Source organism: Prevotella sp. TCVGH, from assembly GCF_023522295.1.
GTDB classification, from domain to species: domain Bacteria; phylum Bacteroidota; class Bacteroidia; order Bacteroidales; family Bacteroidaceae; genus Prevotella; species Prevotella timonensis.
The window spans coordinates 23,996-46,194 of sequence record NZ_QFFX01000023.1 but is presented as its reverse complement, the minus strand read 5'-3'; the positions used below and the strand labels follow the sequence as shown (position 1 = coordinate 46,194).

Annotated in this window: 20 protein-coding genes and 4 pseudogenes; 11 read left to right on the top strand and 13 right to left on the bottom strand. The window is 40.9% G+C overall.

What is annotated here, in order from left to right:
* From DEM91_RS06205 to DEM91_RS06175, 7 genes and pseudogenes are all read right to left on the bottom strand, one after another.
* A pseudogene (locus DEM91_RS06205) lies at nt 1-194 on the bottom strand (IS3 family transposase); the annotation flags it as partial.
* On the bottom strand, nt 194-574 hold the full coding sequence (locus DEM91_RS06200; protein ID WP_249858334.1) for a transposase: 381 nt from the start codon (nt 572-574) through the stop codon (nt 194-196). The pseudogene DEM91_RS06205 and the gene DEM91_RS06200, both read right to left, overlap by 1 nt.
* A gap of 518 nt (nt 575-1,092) precedes the next feature.
* The gene (locus DEM91_RS06195; protein WP_036861451.1) at nt 1,093-2,160 is read right to left on the bottom strand and encodes a relaxase/mobilization nuclease domain-containing protein; all 1,068 of its coding nucleotides are present in this window, start codon (nt 2,158-2,160) and stop codon (nt 1,093-1,095) included.
* Nucleotides 2,144-2,575, bottom strand: a complete 432-nt coding sequence (locus tag DEM91_RS06190; RefSeq protein WP_004346518.1) for a plasmid mobilization protein — start codon at nt 2,573-2,575, stop codon at nt 2,144-2,146. Before DEM91_RS06190 ends, DEM91_RS06195 begins: the two co-directional genes overlap by 17 nt.
* Before the next feature lie 341 nt (nt 2,576-2,916).
* Nucleotides 2,917-3,378: a DUF3408 domain-containing protein gene (locus tag DEM91_RS06185; protein ID WP_021669629.1), complete on the bottom strand. Its 462-nt coding sequence runs from the start codon at nt 3,376-3,378 to the stop codon at nt 2,917-2,919.
* Nucleotides 3,379-3,382: 4 nt separating this feature from the next.
* A complete protein-coding gene (locus DEM91_RS06180; RefSeq protein ID WP_036861455.1) occupies nt 3,383-4,345 on the bottom strand; it encodes a toprim domain-containing protein in 963 nt (320 codons plus the stop codon).
* Between the two features lie 180 nt (nt 4,346-4,525).
* Nucleotides 4,526-5,962, bottom strand: a pseudogene (locus DEM91_RS06175) (VapE domain-containing protein).
* A 478-nt stretch (nt 5,963-6,440) separates the two neighbouring features.
* On the opposite strand from DEM91_RS06175, the gene DEM91_RS06170 reads away from it, so the two are divergent.
* From DEM91_RS06170 to DEM91_RS12665, 9 genes and pseudogenes are all read left to right on the top strand, one after another.
* A complete protein-coding gene (locus DEM91_RS06170; protein ID WP_036861463.1) occupies nt 6,441-6,731 on the top strand; it encodes a helix-turn-helix domain-containing protein in 291 nt (96 codons plus the stop codon).
* A complete protein-coding gene (locus DEM91_RS06165; protein WP_036861465.1) occupies nt 6,728-7,033 on the top strand; it encodes a helix-turn-helix domain-containing protein in 306 nt (101 codons plus the stop codon). Before DEM91_RS06170 ends, DEM91_RS06165 begins: the two co-directional genes overlap by 4 nt.
* Nucleotides 7,034-7,308: 275 nt before the next feature.
* Complete coding sequence (locus DEM91_RS06160; RefSeq protein WP_036861583.1) at nt 7,309-10,203, top strand: class I SAM-dependent DNA methyltransferase; 2,895 nt, start codon at nt 7,309-7,311, stop codon at nt 10,201-10,203.
* A complete protein-coding gene (locus tag DEM91_RS06155) occupies nt 10,175-10,867 on the top strand; it encodes a hypothetical protein (RefSeq protein WP_052041076.1) in 693 nt (230 codons plus the stop codon). The genes DEM91_RS06160 and DEM91_RS06155 overlap by 29 nt, the downstream gene beginning before the upstream one ends.
* A 331-nt stretch (nt 10,868-11,198) precedes the next feature.
* Nucleotides 11,199-11,810: a hypothetical protein gene (locus DEM91_RS06150; protein WP_036861468.1), complete on the top strand. Its 612-nt coding sequence runs from the start codon at nt 11,199-11,201 to the stop codon at nt 11,808-11,810.
* A pseudogene (gene dinD / locus DEM91_RS06145) lies at nt 11,803-12,680 on the top strand (DNA damage-inducible protein D). Before DEM91_RS06150 ends, dinD begins: the two are co-directional and overlap by 8 nt.
* Nucleotides 12,681-12,700: 20 nt before the next feature.
* Nucleotides 12,701-13,261, top strand: coding sequence for a GNAT family N-acetyltransferase (locus DEM91_RS06140; RefSeq protein ID WP_036861470.1), 561 nt, complete (start codon nt 12,701-12,703; stop codon nt 13,259-13,261).
* Nucleotides 13,262-13,792, top strand: coding sequence for an HXXEE domain-containing protein (locus DEM91_RS06135; protein ID WP_036861473.1), 531 nt, complete (start codon nt 13,262-13,264; stop codon nt 13,790-13,792).
* Nucleotides 13,793-13,817: 25 nt separating this feature from the next.
* Nucleotides 13,818-13,895, top strand: a pseudogene (locus tag DEM91_RS12665) (class I SAM-dependent methyltransferase); the annotation flags it as partial.
* Between the two features lie 63 nt (nt 13,896-13,958).
* Here the strand turns inward: DEM91_RS12665 and DEM91_RS06125 are convergent.
* The 5 genes from DEM91_RS06125 to DEM91_RS06105 all read right to left on the bottom strand — a co-directional run bounded on the left by DEM91_RS06125 (nt 13,959) and on the right by DEM91_RS06105 (nt 19,059).
* Complete coding sequence (locus DEM91_RS06125; RefSeq protein WP_036861588.1) at nt 13,959-14,417, bottom strand: GNAT family N-acetyltransferase; 459 nt, start codon at nt 14,415-14,417, stop codon at nt 13,959-13,961.
* A 220-nt stretch (nt 14,418-14,637) separates the two neighbouring features.
* Nucleotides 14,638-15,042, bottom strand: a complete 405-nt coding sequence (locus tag DEM91_RS06120; RefSeq protein ID WP_036861476.1) for a hypothetical protein — start codon at nt 15,040-15,042, stop codon at nt 14,638-14,640.
* Nucleotides 15,039-16,283 carry a site-specific integrase gene (locus DEM91_RS06115; protein ID WP_036861480.1) on the bottom strand — a complete coding sequence of 415 codons (1,245 nt, stop codon included), beginning with the start codon at nt 16,281-16,283 and terminating at the stop codon, nt 15,039-15,041. The genes DEM91_RS06120 and DEM91_RS06115 overlap by 4 nt, the downstream gene beginning before the upstream one ends.
* 12 nt (nt 16,284-16,295) lie before the next feature.
* Nucleotides 16,296-17,525, bottom strand: a complete 1,230-nt coding sequence (locus DEM91_RS06110) for a site-specific integrase (RefSeq protein WP_061315253.1) — start codon at nt 17,523-17,525, stop codon at nt 16,296-16,298.
* 379 nt (nt 17,526-17,904) lie between these two features.
* Nucleotides 17,905-19,059, bottom strand: coding sequence for a lactonase family protein (locus DEM91_RS06105; protein WP_195252186.1), 1,155 nt, complete (start codon nt 19,057-19,059; stop codon nt 17,905-17,907).
* A gap of 169 nt (nt 19,060-19,228) precedes the next feature.
* On the opposite strand from DEM91_RS06105, the gene DEM91_RS06100 reads away from it, so the two are divergent.
* A complete protein-coding gene (locus tag DEM91_RS06100) occupies nt 19,229-20,599 on the top strand; it encodes a uracil-xanthine permease family protein (RefSeq protein ID WP_195252185.1) in 1,371 nt (456 codons plus the stop codon).
* Nucleotides 20,589-20,933: a hypothetical protein gene (locus DEM91_RS06095; RefSeq protein ID WP_195252184.1), complete on the top strand. Its 345-nt coding sequence runs from the start codon at nt 20,589-20,591 to the stop codon at nt 20,931-20,933. Before DEM91_RS06100 ends, DEM91_RS06095 begins: the two co-directional genes overlap by 11 nt.
* Here the strand turns inward: DEM91_RS06095 and hemW are convergent.
* On the bottom strand, nt 20,908-22,068 hold the full coding sequence (hemW, locus tag DEM91_RS06090) for a radical SAM family heme chaperone HemW (protein WP_195252183.1): 1,161 nt from the start codon (nt 22,066-22,068) through the stop codon (nt 20,908-20,910). The genes DEM91_RS06095 and hemW overlap by 26 nt on opposite strands.
* Nucleotides 22,069-22,199: the final 131 nt, after the last annotated feature.

Sequence of the window (22,199 nt, the reverse complement as noted above, 5' to 3'; positions counted from 1 at the left end):
ATCCAATGTAGTTTTACACCTCCAATACCAGGACAGTAATGGCGATAAGACTCTACTGCAGCTATGAGTAAATGTTCTCGCTGACGCTCAGATATAACCACTTTACGCTTGTCATAAAACGATTGGCGTCGTTTGTCAAACAGACTACACAATTTTTCGATAGATACTTTAGGGTATTCTTTGCGTAGCGCCATCACTGTTTGACACCATCTTTTTTTAATATTGAAATTCCTTCTTCTGCTTCTGCAATTTCTATCAATTTCTTATAAGCAAGATTACGAAGTCGCTCATATTCAAGAGATTTTTCCAAATCCGATATCCGTTTATGAAGTGCTTCTTCTGAGGAGATTTCTTTTTTAGGATGAGCCATTTGATAGGAACTTATGATTTCTGAAGGCAAAGATAATACTTTCGAATCAACCGGCCACTTTTTTATCCAGCTTAATAAAGCTCCATTTTTAAGTCCATATTTACGAGTTATGGACAATTGAGATACGCCTTCTGAATAATACTCGCTTAATACTTCAAGCTTAAATAAATCACTAAAGGTTCTTCTTTTAAGTTCTTTTGTCATATTATTTTACTTTTTATGAGGTTAATAATATGTCAAGCTATTTCAGTATAAGACAAATTCCACGCTTATCTCAATGCTTTAATCGTCCAGAAATGGTAAAAAATCGAATGAAGAGAAATGATTTATGTGTAACGTGTTCGATAGCAACGAATTACAAAAGTCTCTCAAAATTCGCGTATTTGCGACCAACTTTGCCGTTGGTTGTTTACACGCGAGTTATGAGAGGCACTTTGTAAAGAAAATTCAGCATTTATTATCAATCCATTTTACATACTGAGATAATTTTCAAAACGTATCTAATTGAAAATAAAGAAGTTAGCTTGTTGCATAAACTAAACAGGTAACGATTTGGAAACGAGCGAACTGCTTTTAGTCGCGGGTTTCTGCATTAACAAAGAACGCTTGTTATTCTATTTGCAAAGATAATCATTTGCTTTGAATAACAAGCGTTTTTGATGAAGATTTCTCTCTTTTGCTTTGTCTTCGTTTTGGGGAAAGACAGGGATAACGAAAAGTGGTTACAATCCTCTTCCTCTTTTCTTCTTTTTCTTGGCTTGGTTTCTGAGCCTGTGTTGCCATGCTGTCTCGGCATAATCATCACCGTGTGTCTGTGGGTTGATTAACTCACCTGCTCCGGAAATGATTTCTTTGGCTGCATTTATGGCAGTACTTGCCACATTACCTACGGCTTGTGCAATAGATGAATTTTCATTTGTGTTGGCAGGTGACGTATAGGTGCGGCTGAGAGGAACAAGTTGATAACCTGTATCGGATTGAATTTTGTTCTTTGCCAGCTCATCTGCCATTGTCGTAGCTTTCTTTGGTTCTGTCTTGTTACTTATCTCAAAATTCTTCTGCAAGGAACGATAGCCGAACTCCCTGCCGATTTCAGATGCCTTAAAAGTCTGTCCTCTATATGCGAACTTCAATCCATATATCTTTCCCTGTTTGTTCTTTAAGCGTTCAATGGTTACACCACTCTTGCTAAGGTCGTAGAGGAACATCGAATGCCCTGTGATGCCTGTGCCTTTGTACCTATCAAGTAAAGCATAGCATATCTTCTGTACCTGCTGCTTTGTTTGTTCTCTTGTTGGGCTAGCTTTTATCTTTTTGTGTGTCCTTTCCGTCTTGACTTCCTTTGCGATGGTCATACCATACTTGCGGCTGAGTTCCTCTGCAACCCTTGCTGCCTTGTTACTCACAAAGGTAGTGTCATAAACGTTGCCATACAGACTAATGCGATTGGCGATGATATGGATATGCATATTGTCGGTGTCTTTATGTGTAACCGCCACCCATTGATGGTTGGCAAGTCCCATGCGTATTGCAAAGTTTGACGCAAGGTTACGGACGGATGCAAGACTCAATCTTTTCTCGTCCTGTGGTGCTATGCCGATTTCGATACGCAGGAACTTGTTTCTGCACCGTGTGTTGTAATCGCTGACCATCTTCATTTCCTCGTAGATCTCCTTTGGCGTAGTGCCGCAGAGATTGTGAAAGAGAAGCGTTTTTCCGAGTTTTCCCTCTCTGAAAATATACTCCAGTGCATTACTGCCATGTGCTATTGCTTTACATTTTCCTATCATTCTCCATCAGATTTAAGAGTTTAATTGCCCTTTCCTCAATACGGTATTTGGGATTAAAGAAACGTTTAAAAGCTTCCCTTGCCAGATAGGAAAGGCTTTGGGTAATCAGTACCCACGCATCATCCTTTACCTTGATAAGGTTGGAAATATGCATAAAGAAGTAGGCAGTTCGTCTCAACACCTCTATGGCTTCCTTTTCATTGTCCGTCATCTTAGGAACAGAAATAACTTCTCCACTAAGAAGCATCTCGCGGCAGTAATCAGAGAACTTCCGTCCTGTGCTTTCTGCCTTTGATTTAATTCGTTGCTTTTCCTCTAAGGTGCATCTTACCTTGATGAACTCCGTCTTGTTCATCCGCTGTTCTTTCTTCTCCTGTTGCTGCCATCGGGCAGTCTTTCTGTTGTTTCTGTTCATATAAAAGTCCTCTTTTCGTTATTTCTTAATTTCTGATGGCTGACCGATGAGAACGGAGTGATTACGGTCTAATCTCCCCGATAATCGAATGAGGGGAGCAAGCGCAGTTTGTGGGTACAAACTGACGTCTTGCAATGTCAGCTAACGAAACGTTTACGCATAAAGCGTTTTGCCGTCCAAAAACGAATGCCGTGCATTCAGTATCTAACTGCGTTCGTGGCATTCCCTCCATTCAATGTATTCAGCAAAAAACTGTTATCGGTACTACCCTAAAACGGTCGAGGATTTTGAGTGAAAGGAACGTCCCTTTTTCTGAAAACCGTCAACCCTTTTCTTACGGCTTACAGTCTTCTCCACTTCTCTATGTCTTCACCATATTCCTCCAGATGCTGACGAACGATGTTCTCCACAAAGCTTGAAAGGTTGCTGCCTCTGTCGCCCAGCCTGCGTACGATGAAGTCGGCACGTTCCTGTGTCTCCCTGCTCAGATAGACCGCCTTTCTCTCGCTTAGCTTTGTTGGAACAAGGAACGCCTGCTTATAGGCTTCGAGAGTCTCCTTTCTCATTTTGGCACTGATGCGTCGTTGAACGGTTGCGCTCTCTGTATGCTGTGCAGGCTCGGATGGCGTGGCATGCTCTATGGCATGTCCTGTTTCTTGTTGTTTTTGCTCTTGAATAGTTTTCATTCCCTTTTCCCGGAATTCAGAGACAGATTGTTCACTTGAATTTTCAGCTTGGCTCATACCAAAAGTTTTTCCTATGAAACGATCTATTTCTTCCATGTTTCTTCTTTCCTTTTTCATCACTCTATCTTATTTTAAGTTTGACTTGTTTTATTTTGTTGCTTGTATTTGGAGTTTTCTCCAACTCTTCCCGTTGCTCACGGACACGTCTGACGTGAAAATCGTTGAGATCTTTGAAGTCTCCATAATACACAGCCATATCTTCTACCTTAAAACCTGTGTTTACAAATTCCTGCACAGCTTTTCGCCCTGCATCGTCATTGTCAAGAAAAGCACGAACGGAGGTTATATTTCTTTCATTCAGGTAGTGGATACTCCTTGCTACATTACTCACGGAATTCATCACAAGGCATTGGTTGGAGACCTCCCCTTTCATTGAAAGAAAAGAGAGAAAGTCCATAAAGCCCTCGAACAGACAGACGGGCTGTGCCTTGTCCTCAAATATCGGAGTGATGTTCTTCGGGGCAATCGTTCCCTTGAACGTATTGTTGTCCCGAAGTTCATAACCACCCGAAGAATTGGCAAAGCCGATGGCTTCATATCTCTTTCCCCTTACCTCGTAGTTGATACATTTGAGAAAGGGTGTTGCCTTTTTCAAATTGATGCAACGTTCCTTGATAAGGTATTCCTGCAAATGCGGCGGCAAGGAGTCTGATATGCTTATCAGTCTCCTTGTTTCGCTTGCTTGTCTTGTAGTTGTCTGGTTGAGACCAATACGGGGTTCAGTCTTTGAATAGCTGTGCGCTGTATTATCGGAAGCGTTCTGCCCCAAACGGCAGATGGCTTCCGAGAGCGTACAGCCTTCCAAGCGCATACAGAGGTCGATGATGCTTCCGCCCCTGCCTTCGGCATAGTCTATCCAAAGGTTCTTTTCCCTGTCCACTTTGAAACTCGGACGCGTTTCCTCCCTGAGCGGTGAACGGTACATGGCATAGGCTGGTGTTTTACGGACAGGCCTGATACCCCTCCTTTCGAGATACTCCACGATGGGATATCGCTTGATAAGTGATAAATCTTCTTCTTTCATTGTTTTGATACTTTAATGGGTTGAATGATAATTATTTATGCTTGTCTGTTTTATGGTTTTACCGTTTCCAAAGTTTTCCCCTCCAAACTTTTTCATCATTCTTCTTACTACATACTATTTCGTGATAAATGATTGATAATCAGCCGCACTTTTTAGTATAAGACGATACTACACATACTACTACATTTGGCTACTACAAGTCTGAAGGAGCGGGCATGGCAAGATTTTCCTAATCTTGTAGGCATAGATGGGGCTACCTCCGTTTCTTCGCTTGCTCACCTTTATGTATCCTGCTTTCTTCAAGGCTTCGCCCATACGCTTGGCAACAAGTGGTTGGTGAGTATAAATACCCAAATAGGTGAGTATCTCCGTAGTAGTCATTAACGAATAGTTTTCATCCTCCGTTGGCTTTTCAAAGCAACGCAGCAAAAGTTCCATCTCAGCGGTTTGTACCTGAAAGTCCTCACTCTCTCTGTATAGTTCGGCAATCTCTTCATCATCAAACCAATAGCGGAAACCTGACTTTAATAGGGTTTTGGCTTCAGCATAGACATTGTCCATTGAAATACGCTTGGCTTTCTCTATGTCTATGGATAGAACTTCAAAGGGCAGAAACCTTCTGCTGCCTGTCGGGTCTGTAAGAAAGTCGTTACCGTTCACCGATGCCACGAAGCTTGCCAAGTGGGGATGCTCCTCCACATATTTGTCATACGGCATACGGTACTTGACCATCGGACAGGTGATAAGGTTCTTCAGTTCGTTCTCGTCTCGCTTATTGAGGGCTTTGAGCTGGTCATCTATATTTACGATAAGGTTCTGACCGATATAAGTGAGTGTGTCTTTCTCCTGCGGATATATTTTTCCTGTGTAACTGTAACCGTGCAGTTTGGACGGACAGAGCAAATCGAGAAACGTTGTCTTGAACTTACCCTGCTCACCTGTCAGTACAAGGCAGGTATGGTTACGGCACTCACGGTCGTCCATCGCATTGGCGACCACCGCCACAAGCCATTTGGTAAGATACGGCAACCATTTGTTAGAATTACGGACAACAACGCAGCTTGCCAAATCGGAAATTGCTTTCGGTGAAAAAGAAGGCACATTACTATCCCTACAACCAGCATCATCACAGCTACAGCTATCACCTATATCTATCAATGGCAACCCTTTTAAATACTCCTGAACGGGATTGATACGGGGAGAAAAGCTGCTTTCAATGATGGAATAAAGGTTCTCGGCAGAAGTCGCTATGCCTTCATCGCAATCGAGTTCCCTGCGAAGTGTGTTGATTTCATAACGACCAACCTTTACAAAACGATTATTACCCTTACTGCAATATTCGGTTCTGCCCAATACTGTGTTGTATCTGAACTCATAGTGTGTGGAGAGGTAGGTTTCTATCTCTACGTTCTTGGATGAACTACCCCTTCGATGGGGATTTCTCCTGCTGTCTGTATTGCCTGCATCTGCGTTCTTTTTCATTATTCCCTTGAATTAGTTTCCAAGAGTGAAGTTAGGGTGAGAATGCGTAACTTCCAAGCATTCAGAGCCCTCTTGTATAATGTTGCGCTCGTCCGCTTTAAAATTCTTAGGAGAACAGGCTGTCAAGAAGGGCATTTATAGCCTCATTAAGAAAAAAATGGATGACAGGAAAGAAAGGTTAACAGAAATACGGATTGTCGTTGTTTGCTTTCAGATGCAGTCTTTTGCTTTGATTACCTTATTAACCTCATTTGTGCAGTGGCAAGAACATCAATCTGTCTCTTTTGTCCTTGTTATAGCGCCACAAGCTGCCACGTGAATGAAAAGTGATGGAATAAGAAATGCCCGATATTAATTTTGCATAAGACAAGCTGCGCTCGGCAAAGGATAAGTGAACTTTCCTCTACACTCGCTTGGATTGTCTTTGCAATAAAAGAAAAAAGACGGGGCAGGAAAACGCAAATGTGAACCGATGAAACGGATTGCTCTTTTCCCGATAGTTCCCGATACTTCCCTGCTGTTCCCCACGGCTTTGAGAGGTGTACGCACGCCATTATCTTTGCCGATGGAAACTGGAAAGATTTGAAACAACAAACAATAACAATATAAAATTATGAACTATTACATCATTACAGAAACCAATTGGGCAAAGCTTCGAGATGAAATCTTAAGCCTTGCAGAATGCTGCCACAAGGCATTCGGAGAGAAAAGCAAGCACACGGACTGGCTGCACAACGGCGATGTGTGCCGACTGCTGAACATCAGCAAACGCACTTTGCAGCATTATCGCGATACGGGCGTGCTGCCGTTTACGCAAATCGGGCACAAGTGCTATTACAAGAGCAAGGATGTGGAAGCACTTCTTCTTACGAAGTCGAACAAACCTAAAAACAGACAGATATGATGGAAACAGCAAGAGATTTGAACATGGAGACAGACGAGATGCAGCTGGTCGTCTCGGCATTGAGAGGTGTGGGGAAACGGATTGTGGAAGTGGCACAGACACACAAGCCACTCTTTGCAGGCGAACTTTTCCTCACGGGTAAGGATGTGTGTGAACGACTGTATATCAGTCCCCGTACCTTGCAGGACTACCGCGACAGGAAGATTATTCCCTACACGCAGTTTGCAGGAAAAATACTCTACAAGGCTTCGGACTTGGAAAAAATGCTGGAGGAGAATTACAAGAGCAGTAGAACAGGATAAAGACAATAAGCGTATATTGGTGAATAGGACAACAGCACTTGGGGCAGAGATGCATCTGTTTCAAGTGCCGTTGTTGTATAAAGCATGGTGTACAAGATTTTCCAAGAAAAGATAAGTTTGATGAAGAAGATTGTTAGGGAAATAATCGAAAAAACATAGTAAAATTAGTATCTATTTATACTTTTAATTCTGTTAAAAGGCCAAAGAAATCAGAGAGGAAAGGCTCCCTTTTAAAATTATTTTGTATCTTTGTAGCGAAAAGAACGATGCCAGTTATGGAGTCTATATTTACGAATACTGTTAGCGATTTAAAATTCACTCCGTATTCAATTGAAAATGGAGGGGTAGTTTTATGCAATAGTATTCCACCAGAATGTTCTCCGGAAATTCTTTTTGGGATAGATACCGCCAAACGCTTTTTTGCAGACGCTGTATATTTTCGCCATTTTTCCGATGGTAGAGTTTCCATTCCACAAATTTATTTCTTTGACTATACTCTTAGGAACGTTTCTAACGAAGACAAAAAGGACATACACAAGAGAATGTGGAGCGGGTATGTCGTTCCAATCTATATCATCGTAGAGAAAAGCTCTGTAAGTATTTTTGATGCCAGAACTAAGGCACAGACAGGCAAAGAGCATTATGTAGAAGAATTGCTTCGCTTGTCCGGCACAGGCATAAAAGAGTTTGATGCGGCGTTCTTTGATGACGGAATGTTTTGGGAAGAGGAACAGTATAAGAAAAAATTTCAATTTGAAGAGTCCGCAACTAAAGATTTAATCCGCGGACTGAAAGAGGTTCACAAAAATTTCCAAGAAAAATCCGGGTTAGATAAGCATGTATCGTTGAAACTTCTTGTGCAAAGCCTTCTTATAAAGTATTTGGAAGAACGTGATGAATCTTCTCAAAGCGGATATTTCGCCAAAACATACTTTAAAAAGAACTTTGATTGTACCAAATTTTGTGAAATCATAAGAGAAGGAAAACTATTGGCGTTGCTTGACCATCTTGCAGAGGATTTCAATGGCAAAATTTTCGAATGGGACAAGGAAAAGGAAAAAGAGGCAAGGGAATCCATTCAAAAATCAGAAGTGAAAATACTGGCAAGTTACTTGGATGGAAACATTGAGAACAACCAGTATGTAATTTGGCGTTTGTATTCTTTCTCGCACCTTCCTGTAGAAGTTATCAGTTCTGTGTATGAGGAACTTCTGACAGACAGCAAAGATATTGTCTATACACCTGAGATGGTTGTCAGTACACTTATAGATGAGAGTATGCCACTGAAAGAACCACGGGAAAATTTCAGACTGATAGATGTAAGTTGTGGTTCCGGCATCTTTCTTGTAAAGGCATATAAACGCATCATACAATGGTGGAGATATGCGGAGTGGCTGAAAACAGGCAATTTGTCCAAGCCATCATTGGATGTGCTGAAACGATTGTTGAAAAACAGTATATATGGCATTGACATAGAGGATGATGCGGTACGGTTGGCAGTGTTCAGTTTAGCTTTGGCTATGTTGGATGAAGTAGATCTAAACCCACCCACATGGCAGAAACTGAAATTTCCAGACTTCAGCAAGAATATTAAGAAAGCAGACTTCTTCAAATACATATCCGCTAATATTGATGACACATATGATTTAGTGATAGGAAATCCTCCATTCAATCTTCATTCGGTATTGGGAAGGGAACCGAAAAGGAAAAAGTTCTTTAAAACACTTCGAGAGAATATTGGGTACAGGTGTGAATTTGACATACCTGATGAAAATCCTGCCTTGCACTTTCTGGTACAGTCCATGAATTTATTAAGGTCAGACGGTCAACTGTGTATGATACAACCAGCAGCTCCAATATTGTATAATAACAATATGAGTTTCAAGCAAGCTTTGTTCTCAAAGTATAACTTACAACAGGTAATCGATTTTACTTTACTGCCAGACATTTGGGCTGGTGCGCGAGTAGCTACAATAGCCTTGTTTATTAAAAAGTCTTTGCCTGACAGCAATTCGGTATTGCATTTGGTTGCCAATCGTACATTTTCCAATAAAAATCGAATCTTTTTAGAATTCGACCACTATGACTTTCATTTTATTAGTAAGGATGATATTATCAATAATCCATTTATCTGGAAAGCGGATTTATTAGGTGGGGGGCGGATTATCGATTTGATTGAGAGGTTCAGGAAAATGAGGACTCTGGGAGCATTTCTTGCAGAAAAAGAGAAACATTGCGGTTGGAAATACAATGAAGGATATACTGTTGGAAATAAAAAATATCCTGCCCCTTTTATTCATGGACAGAAAGCAATAGATCCACGCACTTTTGGCAAGGGTAGGAATGGGGATTTTAAGACTTTTTATGAGAGCAATACTCATTTTGAGGCTCCTCGTCTTCAAAAGAAAGAAATCTATTTGGCACCTCATATTATCATTAAGGAGAATATTGGCAAAACAAATATACCAATAGTCTTTTTGGATGAAGATATGTGCTTTAGCCATGAAATGGTAGGAATATATGCACCAAATTCTGAAATTAATGAACTGAAAAAAGTGTATGACATTTTCCAAGAGTTCAATGTGCTTTATCGTTTCTATATTTTGGTAACAAGTAGCAGGCTAATCGTTGGAAGAGCAACTTCTATCTTAAAGAGAGACATGGACAGATTGCCTTTTCCCACTAATCTATCAGATTTAAAAGTGCAGGATTTAGAAAATCAGATTATTAAAGAAGCAGTGGACAATTATGCCAGTAAAGGAATGAAAGATGAAACTGCAAGCCAATCGCAGATACTACATTTTTCAGATATATTCTGTAAAACATTAAATAACATATACGAAGAAAATAACAAGTCTTTTAAATTATTCAAAATTATAGATACAAGTAAATACTATGCATTACATTTTGAATATACAGCAGATATAATAGAATCATCTTTCACGAAATTGGAAGAACTTAATTCTTATGTAAAAGATGTCATTCCTACTCAAAAGGGGGCTTTAGCTGGATTTCATATTCAGCGTGTGTTAAAACTTTATGGTCAAAACAGCATTATTCTTGTGAAGCCTAAGAATGTACGATACTGGTCAACAAATATTGCTTTACGGGATTCCGACGAATGTTACTCTGACTATGTAAATGCAAGATACGGGAATGCTGCGAGATAATAGTTTTATCAATTCAATGCCATCTATTCATTCCTTGGATAGTTCGCAAGACATCGAAGCCAGAAAGGTACTTGATTTTATCGATTCAAAGATAGAGGGGTTCCCCTCTTTTCTTTTGAAGACAATAGATTCAAATACAGAGAACCGAATCACTGATTCACTAATAAATTATCTTGAATTTCATAAAAGTGTAGATATGCCTTTTCGATTCGGAAAAAATCCAACACAGCCAGGCTCTACACGAGAAACAGATATAGGTGTTTTCCCAAGACCAAAGATATTGACGTCATCTCCCATAACTATTCTTGAGTTTGAGGCTAAACGCCTATCTACTACATCAAATTATAAAGAATACGTCTATGGTGCACGTGGTGGTATGGAGCGATTTAAGAAAAGACTACATGGAAGTCATCTTAATATTTGCGGGATGTTTGGGTATGTCCAATCACATTCTTCGGAACATTGGATAAAGAAAATAAATGAGTTAATAGAAAAATTAGGCCGTGAAAAAGCAGATCACATTATTGACTGGACATCCCAAGAGGAAAAATTACAAATTGTGTCCAAAAGCAATTCTGTGGTTATTAAGCAAAAATCAATAAATGATAGGAAAGGTCATACCAAAATAGTTTTATGCCACTATTTTCTCGATCTTAAATGCTAAAAAAAGGAAATCATATCGCAAACCAGCAAATAAAGTATAAAATTCAAGCGAAGAAATATCTCGATGGAAAGCGCGTTTCCGGCATACGAAAAGGATATTTTCCATGTGTCGGAGACACCGTTCTCAAGGCCAAAAATACACCTCTGTAACTCATTGGTAATCAGCACCTTACAGAGTAGTAAAATTATCCTATAAGACTTTTTGAAAAGTCCTATAAGACAATTTCCAGAGGGTGCACAGCAAGATGGATTTAACTATACTTTTAAGGCAGTAGAAATTAGTGTAAATAAGTTAGTAAATAGAGATTAACATTGAACTATAAGGATAGAAAATGGACTGGATAAAAATTAAAAATATACGCTGGGAAAAAGTACAAAATATACTCTTTGTAATAGCTATTCTTTCATTATTAGGAATAGGAATAGAGATTCTCTTAACAGAAAAAGTAGGAATAGGACAAGTAGGGGCAACTTTAATAATAGGAATACTTACAGTTTTTGTTAGTGCAATGAATATCTCCGCAACTATAAAACAGTCAAGTAAAAATACTTTTATCAATACCATAACGATTGCTAGAAAGGAATATATGGCAGAACTTCGTAAAGCTGTTGAAGAGTTTTGTGTAACTGCTGAAAGAAATGACAATGAAAAACTGAAAGAATTGTCGTATAAATTAAAATTGTTGATGAATCCTGCTGATAAGGATAATAAGCATTGGGATAGGAAAGCTATTGAAATGATTGATAAAATAGTCCAAGTAGAGAATAAAACAGAAGATATTGATAGGTTCATAACACTAATGCAATCATGGCTGGCTATTGAATGGTATGGAATGAGAGAAGAAGCTAAAAAAGGAATAATGAGCAAAGAAGATAAAAAAACTTTGCTGGATACTGAATATAGTAAATATACAAAATGGATTGAGGAAAAAGACAATGGATAAGAATAGCATATTACAATATAAATCATCGTTCGATACTATTGTCAGATACATTGAGAGCGGCGATAGCGAAGAACAGGTAGAAGTTTGGTTTGCACGCGAATTGCAAACGATATTGGGCTATGCGCGCTGGGAGAACTTTCTCGTTGCCATACGACGGGCAGTAGATTCGTGTAAAGCGCAAGGTATCAACGTTGATGACCATTTTCGTGAGGTCACGAAAATGGTCGAATTAGGTAGTGGAGCCAAGTGAGAAGTATCCGACTTTATGCTTACCCGCTATGCCTGCTACCTCATCGCTCAAAACGGCGACCCAAAGAAAGAAGAAATCGCCTTCGCCCAAAGCTACTTTGCCGTACAAACACGAAAAGCAGAATTAATAGAAGAACGACTAAACCTGCTGTCTCGCTTAAAACTCGCGATAAATTAAGAATGGCAGAAAATCAATTGTTACAGAACATATACCAGCGAGGCGTTGACGGCAAAGGCTTCGGGCGCATACGCTCCAAAGGCGACACGGCACTTTTCGGAGGACACACCACCGAAGATATGAAGAACCGACTGGGCGTGGAAGCCAACAGGCCGTTGGCAGACTTTCTGCCCACACTTACCGTAGCCGCCAAGAACCTTGCTACGGAAATGACCAATTACAACGTAGAAAATAAAGACCTGCAAGGAGAACAGCCCATTACTAAGGAACACATACAGAACAACCAAAGTGTGCGCGATATGTTGGGGCAGCGCGGCATCAAACCTGAAGAACTTCCACCCGCAGAAGATATTAAGAAATTGGAACGCAACGTTACGCGAGACGAGAGAAAGATAGAGCAAACTTCGCAAAAACTACCGAAGAATAAAAAGTTAAGTAGATGAGTACAAACAGAAGGTAAAATATGGAACTACAAGCAGAACTCCTCCTGCTGCGCCCCTGGCACGAAGATGATGCCGAGGAGCTTTATCGCTATGCCCACAACTCCAATGTTGGTCCGATTGTAGGATGGCCTCTCCACACGAGTGTTGAAAATAGTAGAGAAATAATCAAGACCGTCCTTTCGGGCGAAGAAACATATGCAGTTGTATTGAAAGAAACCAGTGAACCCATTGGCAGCATTGGAATAATGACCGCAAGAAGCGAAATTCACACTGTGAAGATTTCAGACACTGAATGCGAGATTGGTTATTGGATTGGTGAACCCTACTGGGGACAAGGATTGATTCCCGAAGCCATACGCGAAATACTTCGTCACGCCTTCGAGGATTTGCATCTTTCTTCCGTTTGGTGCGGTTATTACAACGGCAATGAAAAATCGCGTCGTGCACAAGAGAAATACGGGTTCATATACCATCACACCGAACATAATAAACCCGTACCATTGATGAACGACACTCGCACCGAACATTTTACCAAAATCACTTTAGAGGATTGGAAAAACAACATCGGTAACTTGAAATAAATGACAAGAATAAACTTGATAATGATGCTTCTCCTTGTCGTATTCATGGTTCACGAATACGAGGAAATTATTATGTTTGGACGTTGGATTGACAGAAACAGGGAAGAATTGAGAAAACGATTCCCTAAAATCGAATCGTTCTTTACCCGACGAGGAGTTTTCGATTATTCCATTTCCACCATTGTTATTGGTACTGCTCACGAGTTCATACTTATTTCTGTCGTTTCGTTTTGTTCCGTTTGGACAGGAGAATATCAATGGTGGTTTGCTGCATTGGCAGGGTATTCCGTTCATCTATTAATACATATCGTGCAATGGATTGTGTATCGGAAATATGTGCCGGTTATCATTACCAGCCTCCTAACATTACCTTATTGCATCTATGCTTTTGCTGAATTTTCAAAAAACACAGTTCTATCTTCCTTCCAAATGGTTTTATGGACAGTTATTGGCATTGTTCTAACCGTGCTAAGTTTGTTTTCTGCATTCTTTTGTATGGGCAAATTTCAACGATGGGAAAAGGAAAAATAAATAGTAAATTAACAAGAAACAAACGATGGAAGATTATTATAAGACAAATAAGGAAGCATGGAATGCAAGAACCAGGATACACCTGTGTTCCTCGTTTTACAATTAGGATAAAATCAAGAAAGGGAAGTAAAACTACTCTGTCGCATTGAGTTAGATAAACTCGGAATTACCTGTATCTCTTCATAATGTATTTCAGCCTTGGAGTCTCAATTACTTCATTGATTTCAAACCCAAGTTTCTCATAAATCCTCTTTGCTTTTTGGTTGAAATCAAAGACCGTTAGGGAAATACTTTTAATATTATCATCCTCAAGAATGAAATCTACAAATCTTTTTAGGGCCTCAGTCCCAAAGCCCAATCCTGTTTTTCGGGGATCTATTACAAATCTACCTATGTGTATGTTATCCTTGCCAATTCGTACTTCTTGTATCATTCCGATAAATTCCCCTTGGTTGAATATCGAAAACGCATTTCCCAAGTCCTTTATTTTATCATAGTCCAGCGGGTAAGAAATTTTGGGACCCATCCATTGCTCCTGAAACTCTTTTCCTTGTTCATTGGACCATTCACATAAAAGCAAGGCATTGTCTTTATTTATTCCCTTTTCAATTCTAATATCCCTCATCTCGTTAAAAGTTTCGGTTATATTGCAAAGATATACAAATAGTTTGAAATATAAAACAAGCATCGCCTTGCTTTTCGATGCAAAAGTTGCAAACTGTAGTTTGTTGTAGTAATAGCGATTTCTCCTTTCTGACTACACAATGCCAATCCTTTTTCTTTCACCGTATTATCCCTCCTTGTAGTAATGTAGTAAGATAATATCGGTGAAAGAAAAAAGTGTATCAATTGATACTGCCACTTCCGTATAGGAATATCTGTTCTACCATAGGTGTGGGGTGTTGTAACTCTTGCCAGATATGTTTCCTGAACAAGTGGGCTTCCATGCTGTCCAATTGATAAGACAAAGCGATGATGATAGTGAGTGGATAAAGCAAGGCATGACCTCGCAGCCGTCCGTTCACGTAGACTTCCTGCTCCCCTGTATCCCTTTCGTCGGGTTGCAGGGGAGAGACTTTTAGTAGAAGTTGCAATCGATAATTGAGCTTTCGCCACGTTACACCGAAGAAACCAACGAGCTCGCTCTCTGTCATGGCTATCTCGCCTTTGCCTTTGCGAGTGATTTGCATATTGTCGCTCCACTCGAAATAGCTGCGCTCTCTTTTTGTTTGATGGTGATTGACATTCATACGGCTTTCTCCTTTGTGTCCTCTTTTTGATGTTTCCTTATCAGTCTGTCCATATCCTCCGAAATCTTATTGTCTGTCACCTGTGCGTAGATTTGAGTACTGGATATAGAGGCGTGCCCCATCATCTTGGCAATGCTTTCGATGGGTATTCCTGCACTTAAACTCATCGTGCCGAACGTGTGCCTCGCCATGTGGTAGGACAACCGTTCTCTGATACCGCAAGCCTTACCCACGATACTTAGCTTTGCACTCATCACGCTACGGCTACAATTACAGTGAAAGACAAAGTCGTCACCTTTTTCTTTCACCGTCTGCATTTCTTTCATGCTGGGTTGTTCTTCCTTACATTGATTGATGACGGCCTCCGCTATCGGGTGCAGGGGCACAATAAACTCCACCTTTGTCTTCTGCCTTTCTTTACGGATATATTTCTGTCCGTCGGCTGCCGTTTGAATGTGTCCCAATTGCAAATGTTCCATATCAGCAATAGCCAAGCCCGTAAAGCATGAGAAGATAAACATCCGTCTTGCTTGTTCTGCTTCCTTATCAAGTACTCTCAGTGCCATAAGTTTAGATACTTCGCTCTTTTGCAAAAAGCCTATCTTCTGTTCCGCTTTCTCATACTTGGCATTCTCAAAAGGATTACAGCGAATGAGCCTTTGACTGACCGCACGATACATCAGCCTACTCAGCCAACAAAGATAGCGATTCATGGTTGCTGTTGCCAAGCCTCGTTTTTTCAGATAGAAACGGTATTCTTCAAACAAGTCTTCCGTTATAGTGGCTATGACTATATCCGTCATTCCCTTATCCTTTACAAACTCCGTAAGTAACTTATCTGAATAGAGAAGATTCTGATAGGTTCCCTCAGCTCTCGATTTGCCCACGCACTCTTTAACGGATTGCAGTTCTGCCTTGCTCATGGCAAGGAGTGTTGTCGGCATGGTGGCTATCCCCTGCAAACGGTTCTTGAGCAGTTCCACGCTTACCACTCCGTCCTTTATCAATATCTCCTGATAGGTCTTTTCTACAAGTTCTTTGAACTCGCCGATTCTTTGATTGGTTTTCTTGTCGGTTGTCAGTCCTTTCCTGCTGTTCCACTCGGAGGATTTGCATTCCTCGCCTGTGGTAATGGCGGTACTCTTTCCGTCTATGGTGATACGGCAGTGAATAGCAGTCTTGCCGTCTGCTTTTATTTTCTTTTTGTTGATGTAAAACAATATCTTGAATGTACTTCTCATAAAAAATCTTGGTTAAATGGTTAAACGCAAATCTTCAGTAAAAGAAAGGAAACGGTTAAACTCCTCAAAGAGTTTCTGCGGTGTAACCTTCGCATAACGTTCGGTCATACTTACGTTCGTATGTCCGAGCATCTTGCTCACCGTTTCAATAGGAACGCCCTGCTCCAAGGTGATAAGTGTGGCAAAGGTATGCCTTGCAGTGTGCGTAGTAAAGGGAAAAGAAATGCCTGCCCGTAATCGCAAGGCTTTGAGACAGGACTGATAAGTGGGATATTTTATGAAAGGCAGTAGTGCTTCCCTTTCATCGCTGTACATTTTCTCAATTAACCGAACAGTTTCCGGCAATAACTTGATACGACAAAGTACGCCTGTCTTTTGTCTGCTGAACTTCAACCACAAACTGCCTGCATCATCACGGACAAGATGCTTCTTGCTTAGTTCCATCAAATCACAATAGGCTGCACCGGTATAACAGGCGAAGAGAAACACATCACGAGCGGTTTCCATTTCCTCTTCCAACTCATCAAAGCAGATTGCCTTCAACTTGTCCAATGCTTCTTGGTCAAGAGCTTTAGGTGCTTTCTTGTCTCCTCGTTCTATATGGACTTTATCAAACAGAAGCGTATCAGCCAGTCCCTCACGATAAGCCAGCCTACAGACGGTCTTCAAATCTGCTGCAACTCTGAAAAATGTGCTTTGCTGATGACCGAGTTCGCCAAGACAGAATGTCTGCAATTCGTAGATAAAGCTTTCTGTGAGCTGCGAAAAAGCCAAGTCCGAAACATGGTATTTCTTCTGAATGAACTCCTGTAATCGTTTCCGAGTGGAATGATAGGCGGACATAGACTCTTCCTTGATGTCTATACCGATATGGCTTTCTTTCTCCTTGATGAGCATATCCAACCTTTCGATGAGCATACATCTTGCCTGTACACAGCCTTGAAACTGTTCCTTTACATCGGTTGCATCAAATGGCTGTCCTTTGGCAATTAGCGACTGATAGGTAGATTGAATGGAAAGTAACAGGTTCTCCAACCTTCCGTTAATCTCCACCGCCTCACGGCTCTTGCCGTCCATCCTGCTCTCACGTGAATTCCACAAGTCGGGGTTGCAGGAAAGTTTACAACTGAACTGCGCAATACTCCTTCCAAGTGTTATCCGCCCCATAATCGGGGCTTTACCTGATTTGCCTATACCGCTCTTTTTAAGGTAGAGCAACACCTTCATTTTCTCTGTTTTCATACGCTTTAATATTTGTGGGCAAAATTACCCGAATTAAAGCGTTCCTCACTTACGCAGAAAACTGCCGACCAAAGCAACAGCCACACGAGCGAAAATAATTCAGTTACCGAATGCTGTACCATCATTACCTACATCAAAATAAGGTAACACTCTGGTAACTGAACTTCTGCCTAAATCTGCATCCTTCTACCCTTTACAAATAGAGCAGTATTATGCTGATTTATGTATTTCCTCCTCATTATCAGTTAGTTTACATCAGCTTCGATATTTCTTCATTTTCAGTGATTAGTTACACGCCACCAATTTTACAAACACTGTTTAATTGGCATTTTTTCGCTGTATGCTTATTCATCTGTCACACGAAAAAAAGGTAGATGTCTTATTTGGTTACTTCTATCACTCTAAATACACCATCGCCATTGAGGTCGGGTTGCATCACGATAGGGTAGAACTGTACGCACGAAGCCTTGTCCACCGAAATGTCTTGATGCGTATCAGTGAGCAATCCTGTGGCACTGTTGATGCGAAATACTTGTATGACATTGCTGTCTCGACATGCGCACAACAAGAATCGACCGTTGGGGGTGATATTGAAATGGCGTGGATGTACGCTTGTGTGTTGATAGCCCACCTTGGTCAACAGCCCTGTGCGGTTGGCAATCTTAAATATAGTGATGCCATCATTTTTCAATCGATTGCTCGTGTAAAGAAAACGTCCATCGGGCGAAACATGAATGTCTGCACCTCCTCGTGCGCCAACTTCATCAGACAATATCTCTTGAATTTTCTTCATCTTTCCGAAGTTATACTGATAAACGGTAACGGCTCCCGACAGTTCACTCATGACATAAACAAATCTGCTATCAGTGCTAAAAGCAATATGACGAGGTCCAGAGCCATTGGTGAGTTGTGCTGTCACCTTCTGATCTCCTAAAGCTTTCATGTCTGTAAGTTCGAATCTTAACATCTGGTCTGCACTAAAATCGGTAGCTAAGACGCCATTGCCGTCGGGTAGAAATCGAGTACAATGAATATGAGGCGTATTTTGACGTTGCGCATCAGGCCCATTGGCATGCCCCTTGAATTGTTGAGACATGGGTACCAATGACCCGTCAATGTTTAAGGGAAACACACTCATAGACCCACCCGAATAATTGGCGGTGAGGAGAAGGTTGCCATTGGTTTCCACATAACAAGGATCTGCACCATTTGTTGGCATACTCTGACGTAACTTCATACGCCCTGTTGCTTGGTCAAAGGTAATGGCATGGACTGACGCAGCGTCCTCTGAATTTTCGCTCACCGCATAGATCATTGCGCCATCTGAAGAGAGAGTGAGGAAGGAAGGATTGCTGACTTCTAACGTATCCATAGGGGTAGCTTTGCCCGTGGATTGGTTGAAGTCAAACGAATAAATACCTTTGCCTGTTCCATTGGCATAAGAACCGACAACGAGCTTAATGTTGTTTTGTGCATCAAGTGGTAATCCCATACAAAAAGTGAGAATGATGAGAAAAATGTTTCTTAGTTTCATAGAGTATATTGTTATTGATAAGCCACACCGTACTAATATATATAATAAGGTGTACATGGTGACACGATTTGTTAGAACGGTTCAAAGATATTCATTTTTTCAAACAATGGCAATAAATAAATCAAATTTATGCATTATCAAGGAATTATTTGTATTTTTGTATCTCAGAATGAATAACATACAATTAACTCCTTTTAGAAAAGGTGTTGTGGGAGTGCAATTCCTTTTCGTGGCATTTGGTGCAACGGTCTTGGTTCCTTTATTGGTAGGACTTGACCCTGCTACGGCTTTGTTTACAGCAGGTATAGGTACTTTTATCTTTCATTTGGTAACGAAAGGAAAAGTGCCTATTTTCTTAGGTTCAAGTTTTGCTTTCATCGCTCCCATTATCGAAGCTTCCAAGATGTGGGGCATGCCAGGGACATTGGCAGGCATTGCGGGTGTGGCGTTGGTCTATTTTCTGATGAGTGGCTTAGTGAAATGGCAAGGAAGGAAACTGCTGAATCGCCTTTTCCCACCCGTAGTGATAGGTCCTGTGATTATCTTGATAGGTCTGTCGCTGTCGGGTTCGGCAGTAAATATGGCGAAAGAAAACTGGTTATTAGCATTTGTTGCTCTGGTCACCGCCATTACTGTCTTGATGTTGGGTAAGGGTTTGCTCAAATTAGTGCCTATCGTGTGTGGAATCATCGTTGGTTTCATTGTGGCAGCCCTATTGGGTGAAGTTGATTTTTCAAAAGTACAATCGGCAGCATGGTTTGCACTTCCTGGTTCATTGTCAAACTTTCATTGGCCCGAATTTGCATGGAAACCTTTTATCTATATGATACCCGTAGCCATTGCTCCTGTCATTGAGCATATTGGCGATGTGTATGTTGTGGGAGCAGTAGCAGGAAAAGACTTTGTTGAAGAGCCAGGTTTGCACCGCACAATGTTAGGTGATGGCTTGGCATGTTTGGCGGCTTGCTTCTTTGGCGGCCCTCCTGTAACCACCTATTCGGAGGTGACAGGGGCGATGCAGATTACAAAAGTGACCCATCCGCAAGTGATACGCATCTCAGCCCTCACTGCTATTGTCTTTTCAGTGATTGGCAAATTGAGTGCTCTTTTGCAGAGCATACCACAAGCAGTACTGGGGGGAATCATGCTATTGCTTTTTGGTACGATTGCGAGTGTAGGAGTACAGAATCTTATTCAACATAAGGTTGACATGAATTATCAAAGGAATGTCATCATTGTTTCTGTTATATTGACATTGGGAATCGGTGGTGCTATACTCGATTTCACTCTCCGTGGCATCTTGATAGGCGTCTTAATGGTGATTTGTCTCATGTACGCAAACTCGCTCAAATCAAACCGTTGGAGAGCTCTTTGCTGTATCATCGGTGGCATCTTGGCAAGTTTGGTGGTCTTTTACTATTTACCAGCTGGTGAAAGTGAACTTACAAAAATGAGTGGCATAGGACTGAGTGCTATCGTGGGTGTAATACTCAATTTGGTTTTACCTAAAGATAAAGAGGAGGAGATGCGTGAAGGATGATGCGTTTGAACTTTATTGGCAGTCACATAGGCGTGAACTCTTGTCTAAAAACAAGGAATATAGAGAGATAGAAGAAAGCTACAAGATGAGAACAGGCTTTGATTGGCTACTATGGGCTGTGCCATTGGTCTGCGGAATCCTCGCTTTCAAGTTGGTTGCTGGAGCGAACGAAATATTGAATTGGCTGATATCGGCTGCTGTTGTCATCGTCACTTTTTTGCTATGTGTTTGGATCAAGGCAACTCTTTCTGGGCATCGGTCTCTGTCAGAAGTAGAGGAAGATGTCAAAAAACAAGCCTACGAAGAATTTAAGCATAGATTAAATCAGTCATAATGGCATCACTGATATAAATTCCTTCTGCCGTTAAACGAATATAATCGTTCTCTATTTCCATGAGATGTCGGTCAATAAACCTTTTTGCCTGTTGGAGTAAAAAGCTTCGATAGCGAGTGGTGAGGGTTGAGAGACGAATACCTTGCGAGGTTCTTAGGGCAGTAGTCACGAGGTCATTGTAGCGAGTGTCAGCATCCAACCATTCCTTTTCTGCAGGAATCTTGCCTCGTTCAATGGCTGAAATGTAGGTCTTTAAGTCAGAAACATTCCATTGTCTCGACTCAATGTTATATGAATGTGCCGCTGCACCAATGCCCAAATAAGGAATGGCATGCCAGTAGCTGCTATTGTGGCGACTTTGTTTTCCTGGTTTTGCAAAATTGCTAATCTCGTAATGTTCGTAACCAGCTGCTTTGAGATGATGAACCAACGTTTGATACATTTGTAGTGAAAGTTCGTCATCGATTTCATGAATCTTATTGCTTTTTAATAGTTGGTTGAGTAGTGTGCCTTCTTCGTACATCAAGCTATAAGCGGAAATGTGCTCAACGCCTAAGTCTAGTGCTTGCAGAATGTCTCTTTCCCAAGCAGCCAACGACTGGTTGGGAAACCCAAACATCAAATCGATGCTGATATTATCCACACCTATTTCTCTTAATCGATGGACAGCCGTCGCTACATCCTTTGCTTCATGCCTCCTGTGAAGGAAGTTCAACTGTGCATTGGAGAACGTTTGCACCCCCATACTAATTCGATTTATTGGTGATTGTTCGATAAAATCAACGAACGATGGTGATATGTCATCGGGATTACATTCGAGAGTTACCTCGCATTGGCTACGCATGGTCGACAGATTGCCATTAAAATAGATGTTGGCAATTACCTCAAAAATCTGTTGAAGTTGTGCAGGAGTGAGTTGTGAAGGCGTACCTCCACCTATATATATTGTTCGAATCAAATGGGTGTCTTCGGAAAGGTTGGTCTCTATACCAGAAAGGTAATCCCGTCTCAGTCGTAACTCTTGACAGAGGGCATCAACGTATTTTTGCCTTAAAGAAAGGTTTGTGGTTGAGTAAAAACCGCAATAGATGCAACGACTTGCACAAAAAGGAATATGAAGATATAAGCCAGCCATGATTAAACAAATACATTTGCAAAAATACTAATTTTCTGATAATACTTTTGGAACTTATTAAAAAAATGCGTAATTTAGGCGTCAACAACTTTTGAACATTTAGTACTAACCATTTTAAATCTATAACCGAT

Bases quoted from the DNA above. Each gene is read 5' to 3' on its own strand.
- DEM91_RS06200 (WP_249858334.1), bottom strand. From the start codon at position 574: ATGACAAAAGAACTTAAAAGAAGAACCTTTAGTGATTTATTTAAGCTT.
- DEM91_RS06195 (WP_036861451.1), bottom strand. From the start codon at position 2,160: ATGATAGGAAAATGTAAAGCAATAGCACATGGCAGTAATGCACTGGAG.
- DEM91_RS06190 (WP_004346518.1), bottom strand. From the start codon at position 2,575: ATGAACAGAAACAACAGAAAGACTGCCCGATGGCAGCAACAGGAGAAG.
- DEM91_RS06185 (WP_021669629.1), bottom strand. From the start codon at position 3,378: ATGAAAAAGGAAAGAAGAAACATGGAAGAAATAGATCGTTTCATAGGA.
- DEM91_RS06180 (WP_036861455.1), bottom strand. From the start codon at position 4,345: ATGAAAGAAGAAGATTTATCACTTATCAAGCGATATCCCATCGTGGAG.
- DEM91_RS06170 (WP_036861463.1), top strand. From the start codon at position 6,441: ATGAACTATTACATCATTACAGAAACCAATTGGGCAAAGCTTCGAGAT.
- DEM91_RS06165 (WP_036861465.1), top strand. From the start codon at position 6,728: ATGATGGAAACAGCAAGAGATTTGAACATGGAGACAGACGAGATGCAG.
- DEM91_RS06160 (WP_036861583.1), top strand. From the start codon at position 7,309: ATGGAGTCTATATTTACGAATACTGTTAGCGATTTAAAATTCACTCCG.
- DEM91_RS06155 (WP_052041076.1), top strand. From the start codon at position 10,175: ATGCAAGATACGGGAATGCTGCGAGATAATAGTTTTATCAATTCAATG.
- DEM91_RS06150 (WP_036861468.1), top strand. From the start codon at position 11,199: ATGGACTGGATAAAAATTAAAAATATACGCTGGGAAAAAGTACAAAAT.
- DEM91_RS06140 (WP_036861470.1), top strand. From the start codon at position 12,701: ATGGAACTACAAGCAGAACTCCTCCTGCTGCGCCCCTGGCACGAAGAT.
- DEM91_RS06135 (WP_036861473.1), top strand. From the start codon at position 13,262: ATGACAAGAATAAACTTGATAATGATGCTTCTCCTTGTCGTATTCATG.
- DEM91_RS06125 (WP_036861588.1), bottom strand. From the start codon at position 14,417: ATGAGGGATATTAGAATTGAAAAGGGAATAAATAAAGACAATGCCTTG.
- DEM91_RS06120 (WP_036861476.1), bottom strand. From the start codon at position 15,042: ATGAATGTCAATCACCATCAAACAAAAAGAGAGCGCAGCTATTTCGAG.
- DEM91_RS06115 (WP_036861480.1), bottom strand. From the start codon at position 16,283: ATGAGAAGTACATTCAAGATATTGTTTTACATCAACAAAAAGAAAATA.
- DEM91_RS06110 (WP_061315253.1), bottom strand. From the start codon at position 17,525: ATGAAAACAGAGAAAATGAAGGTGTTGCTCTACCTTAAAAAGAGCGGT.
- DEM91_RS06105 (WP_195252186.1), bottom strand. From the start codon at position 19,059: ATGAAACTAAGAAACATTTTTCTCATCATTCTCACTTTTTGTATGGGA.
- DEM91_RS06100 (WP_195252185.1), top strand. From the start codon at position 19,229: ATGAATAACATACAATTAACTCCTTTTAGAAAAGGTGTTGTGGGAGTG.
- hemW (WP_195252183.1), bottom strand. From the start codon at position 22,068: ATGGCTGGCTTATATCTTCATATTCCTTTTTGTGCAAGTCGTTGCATC.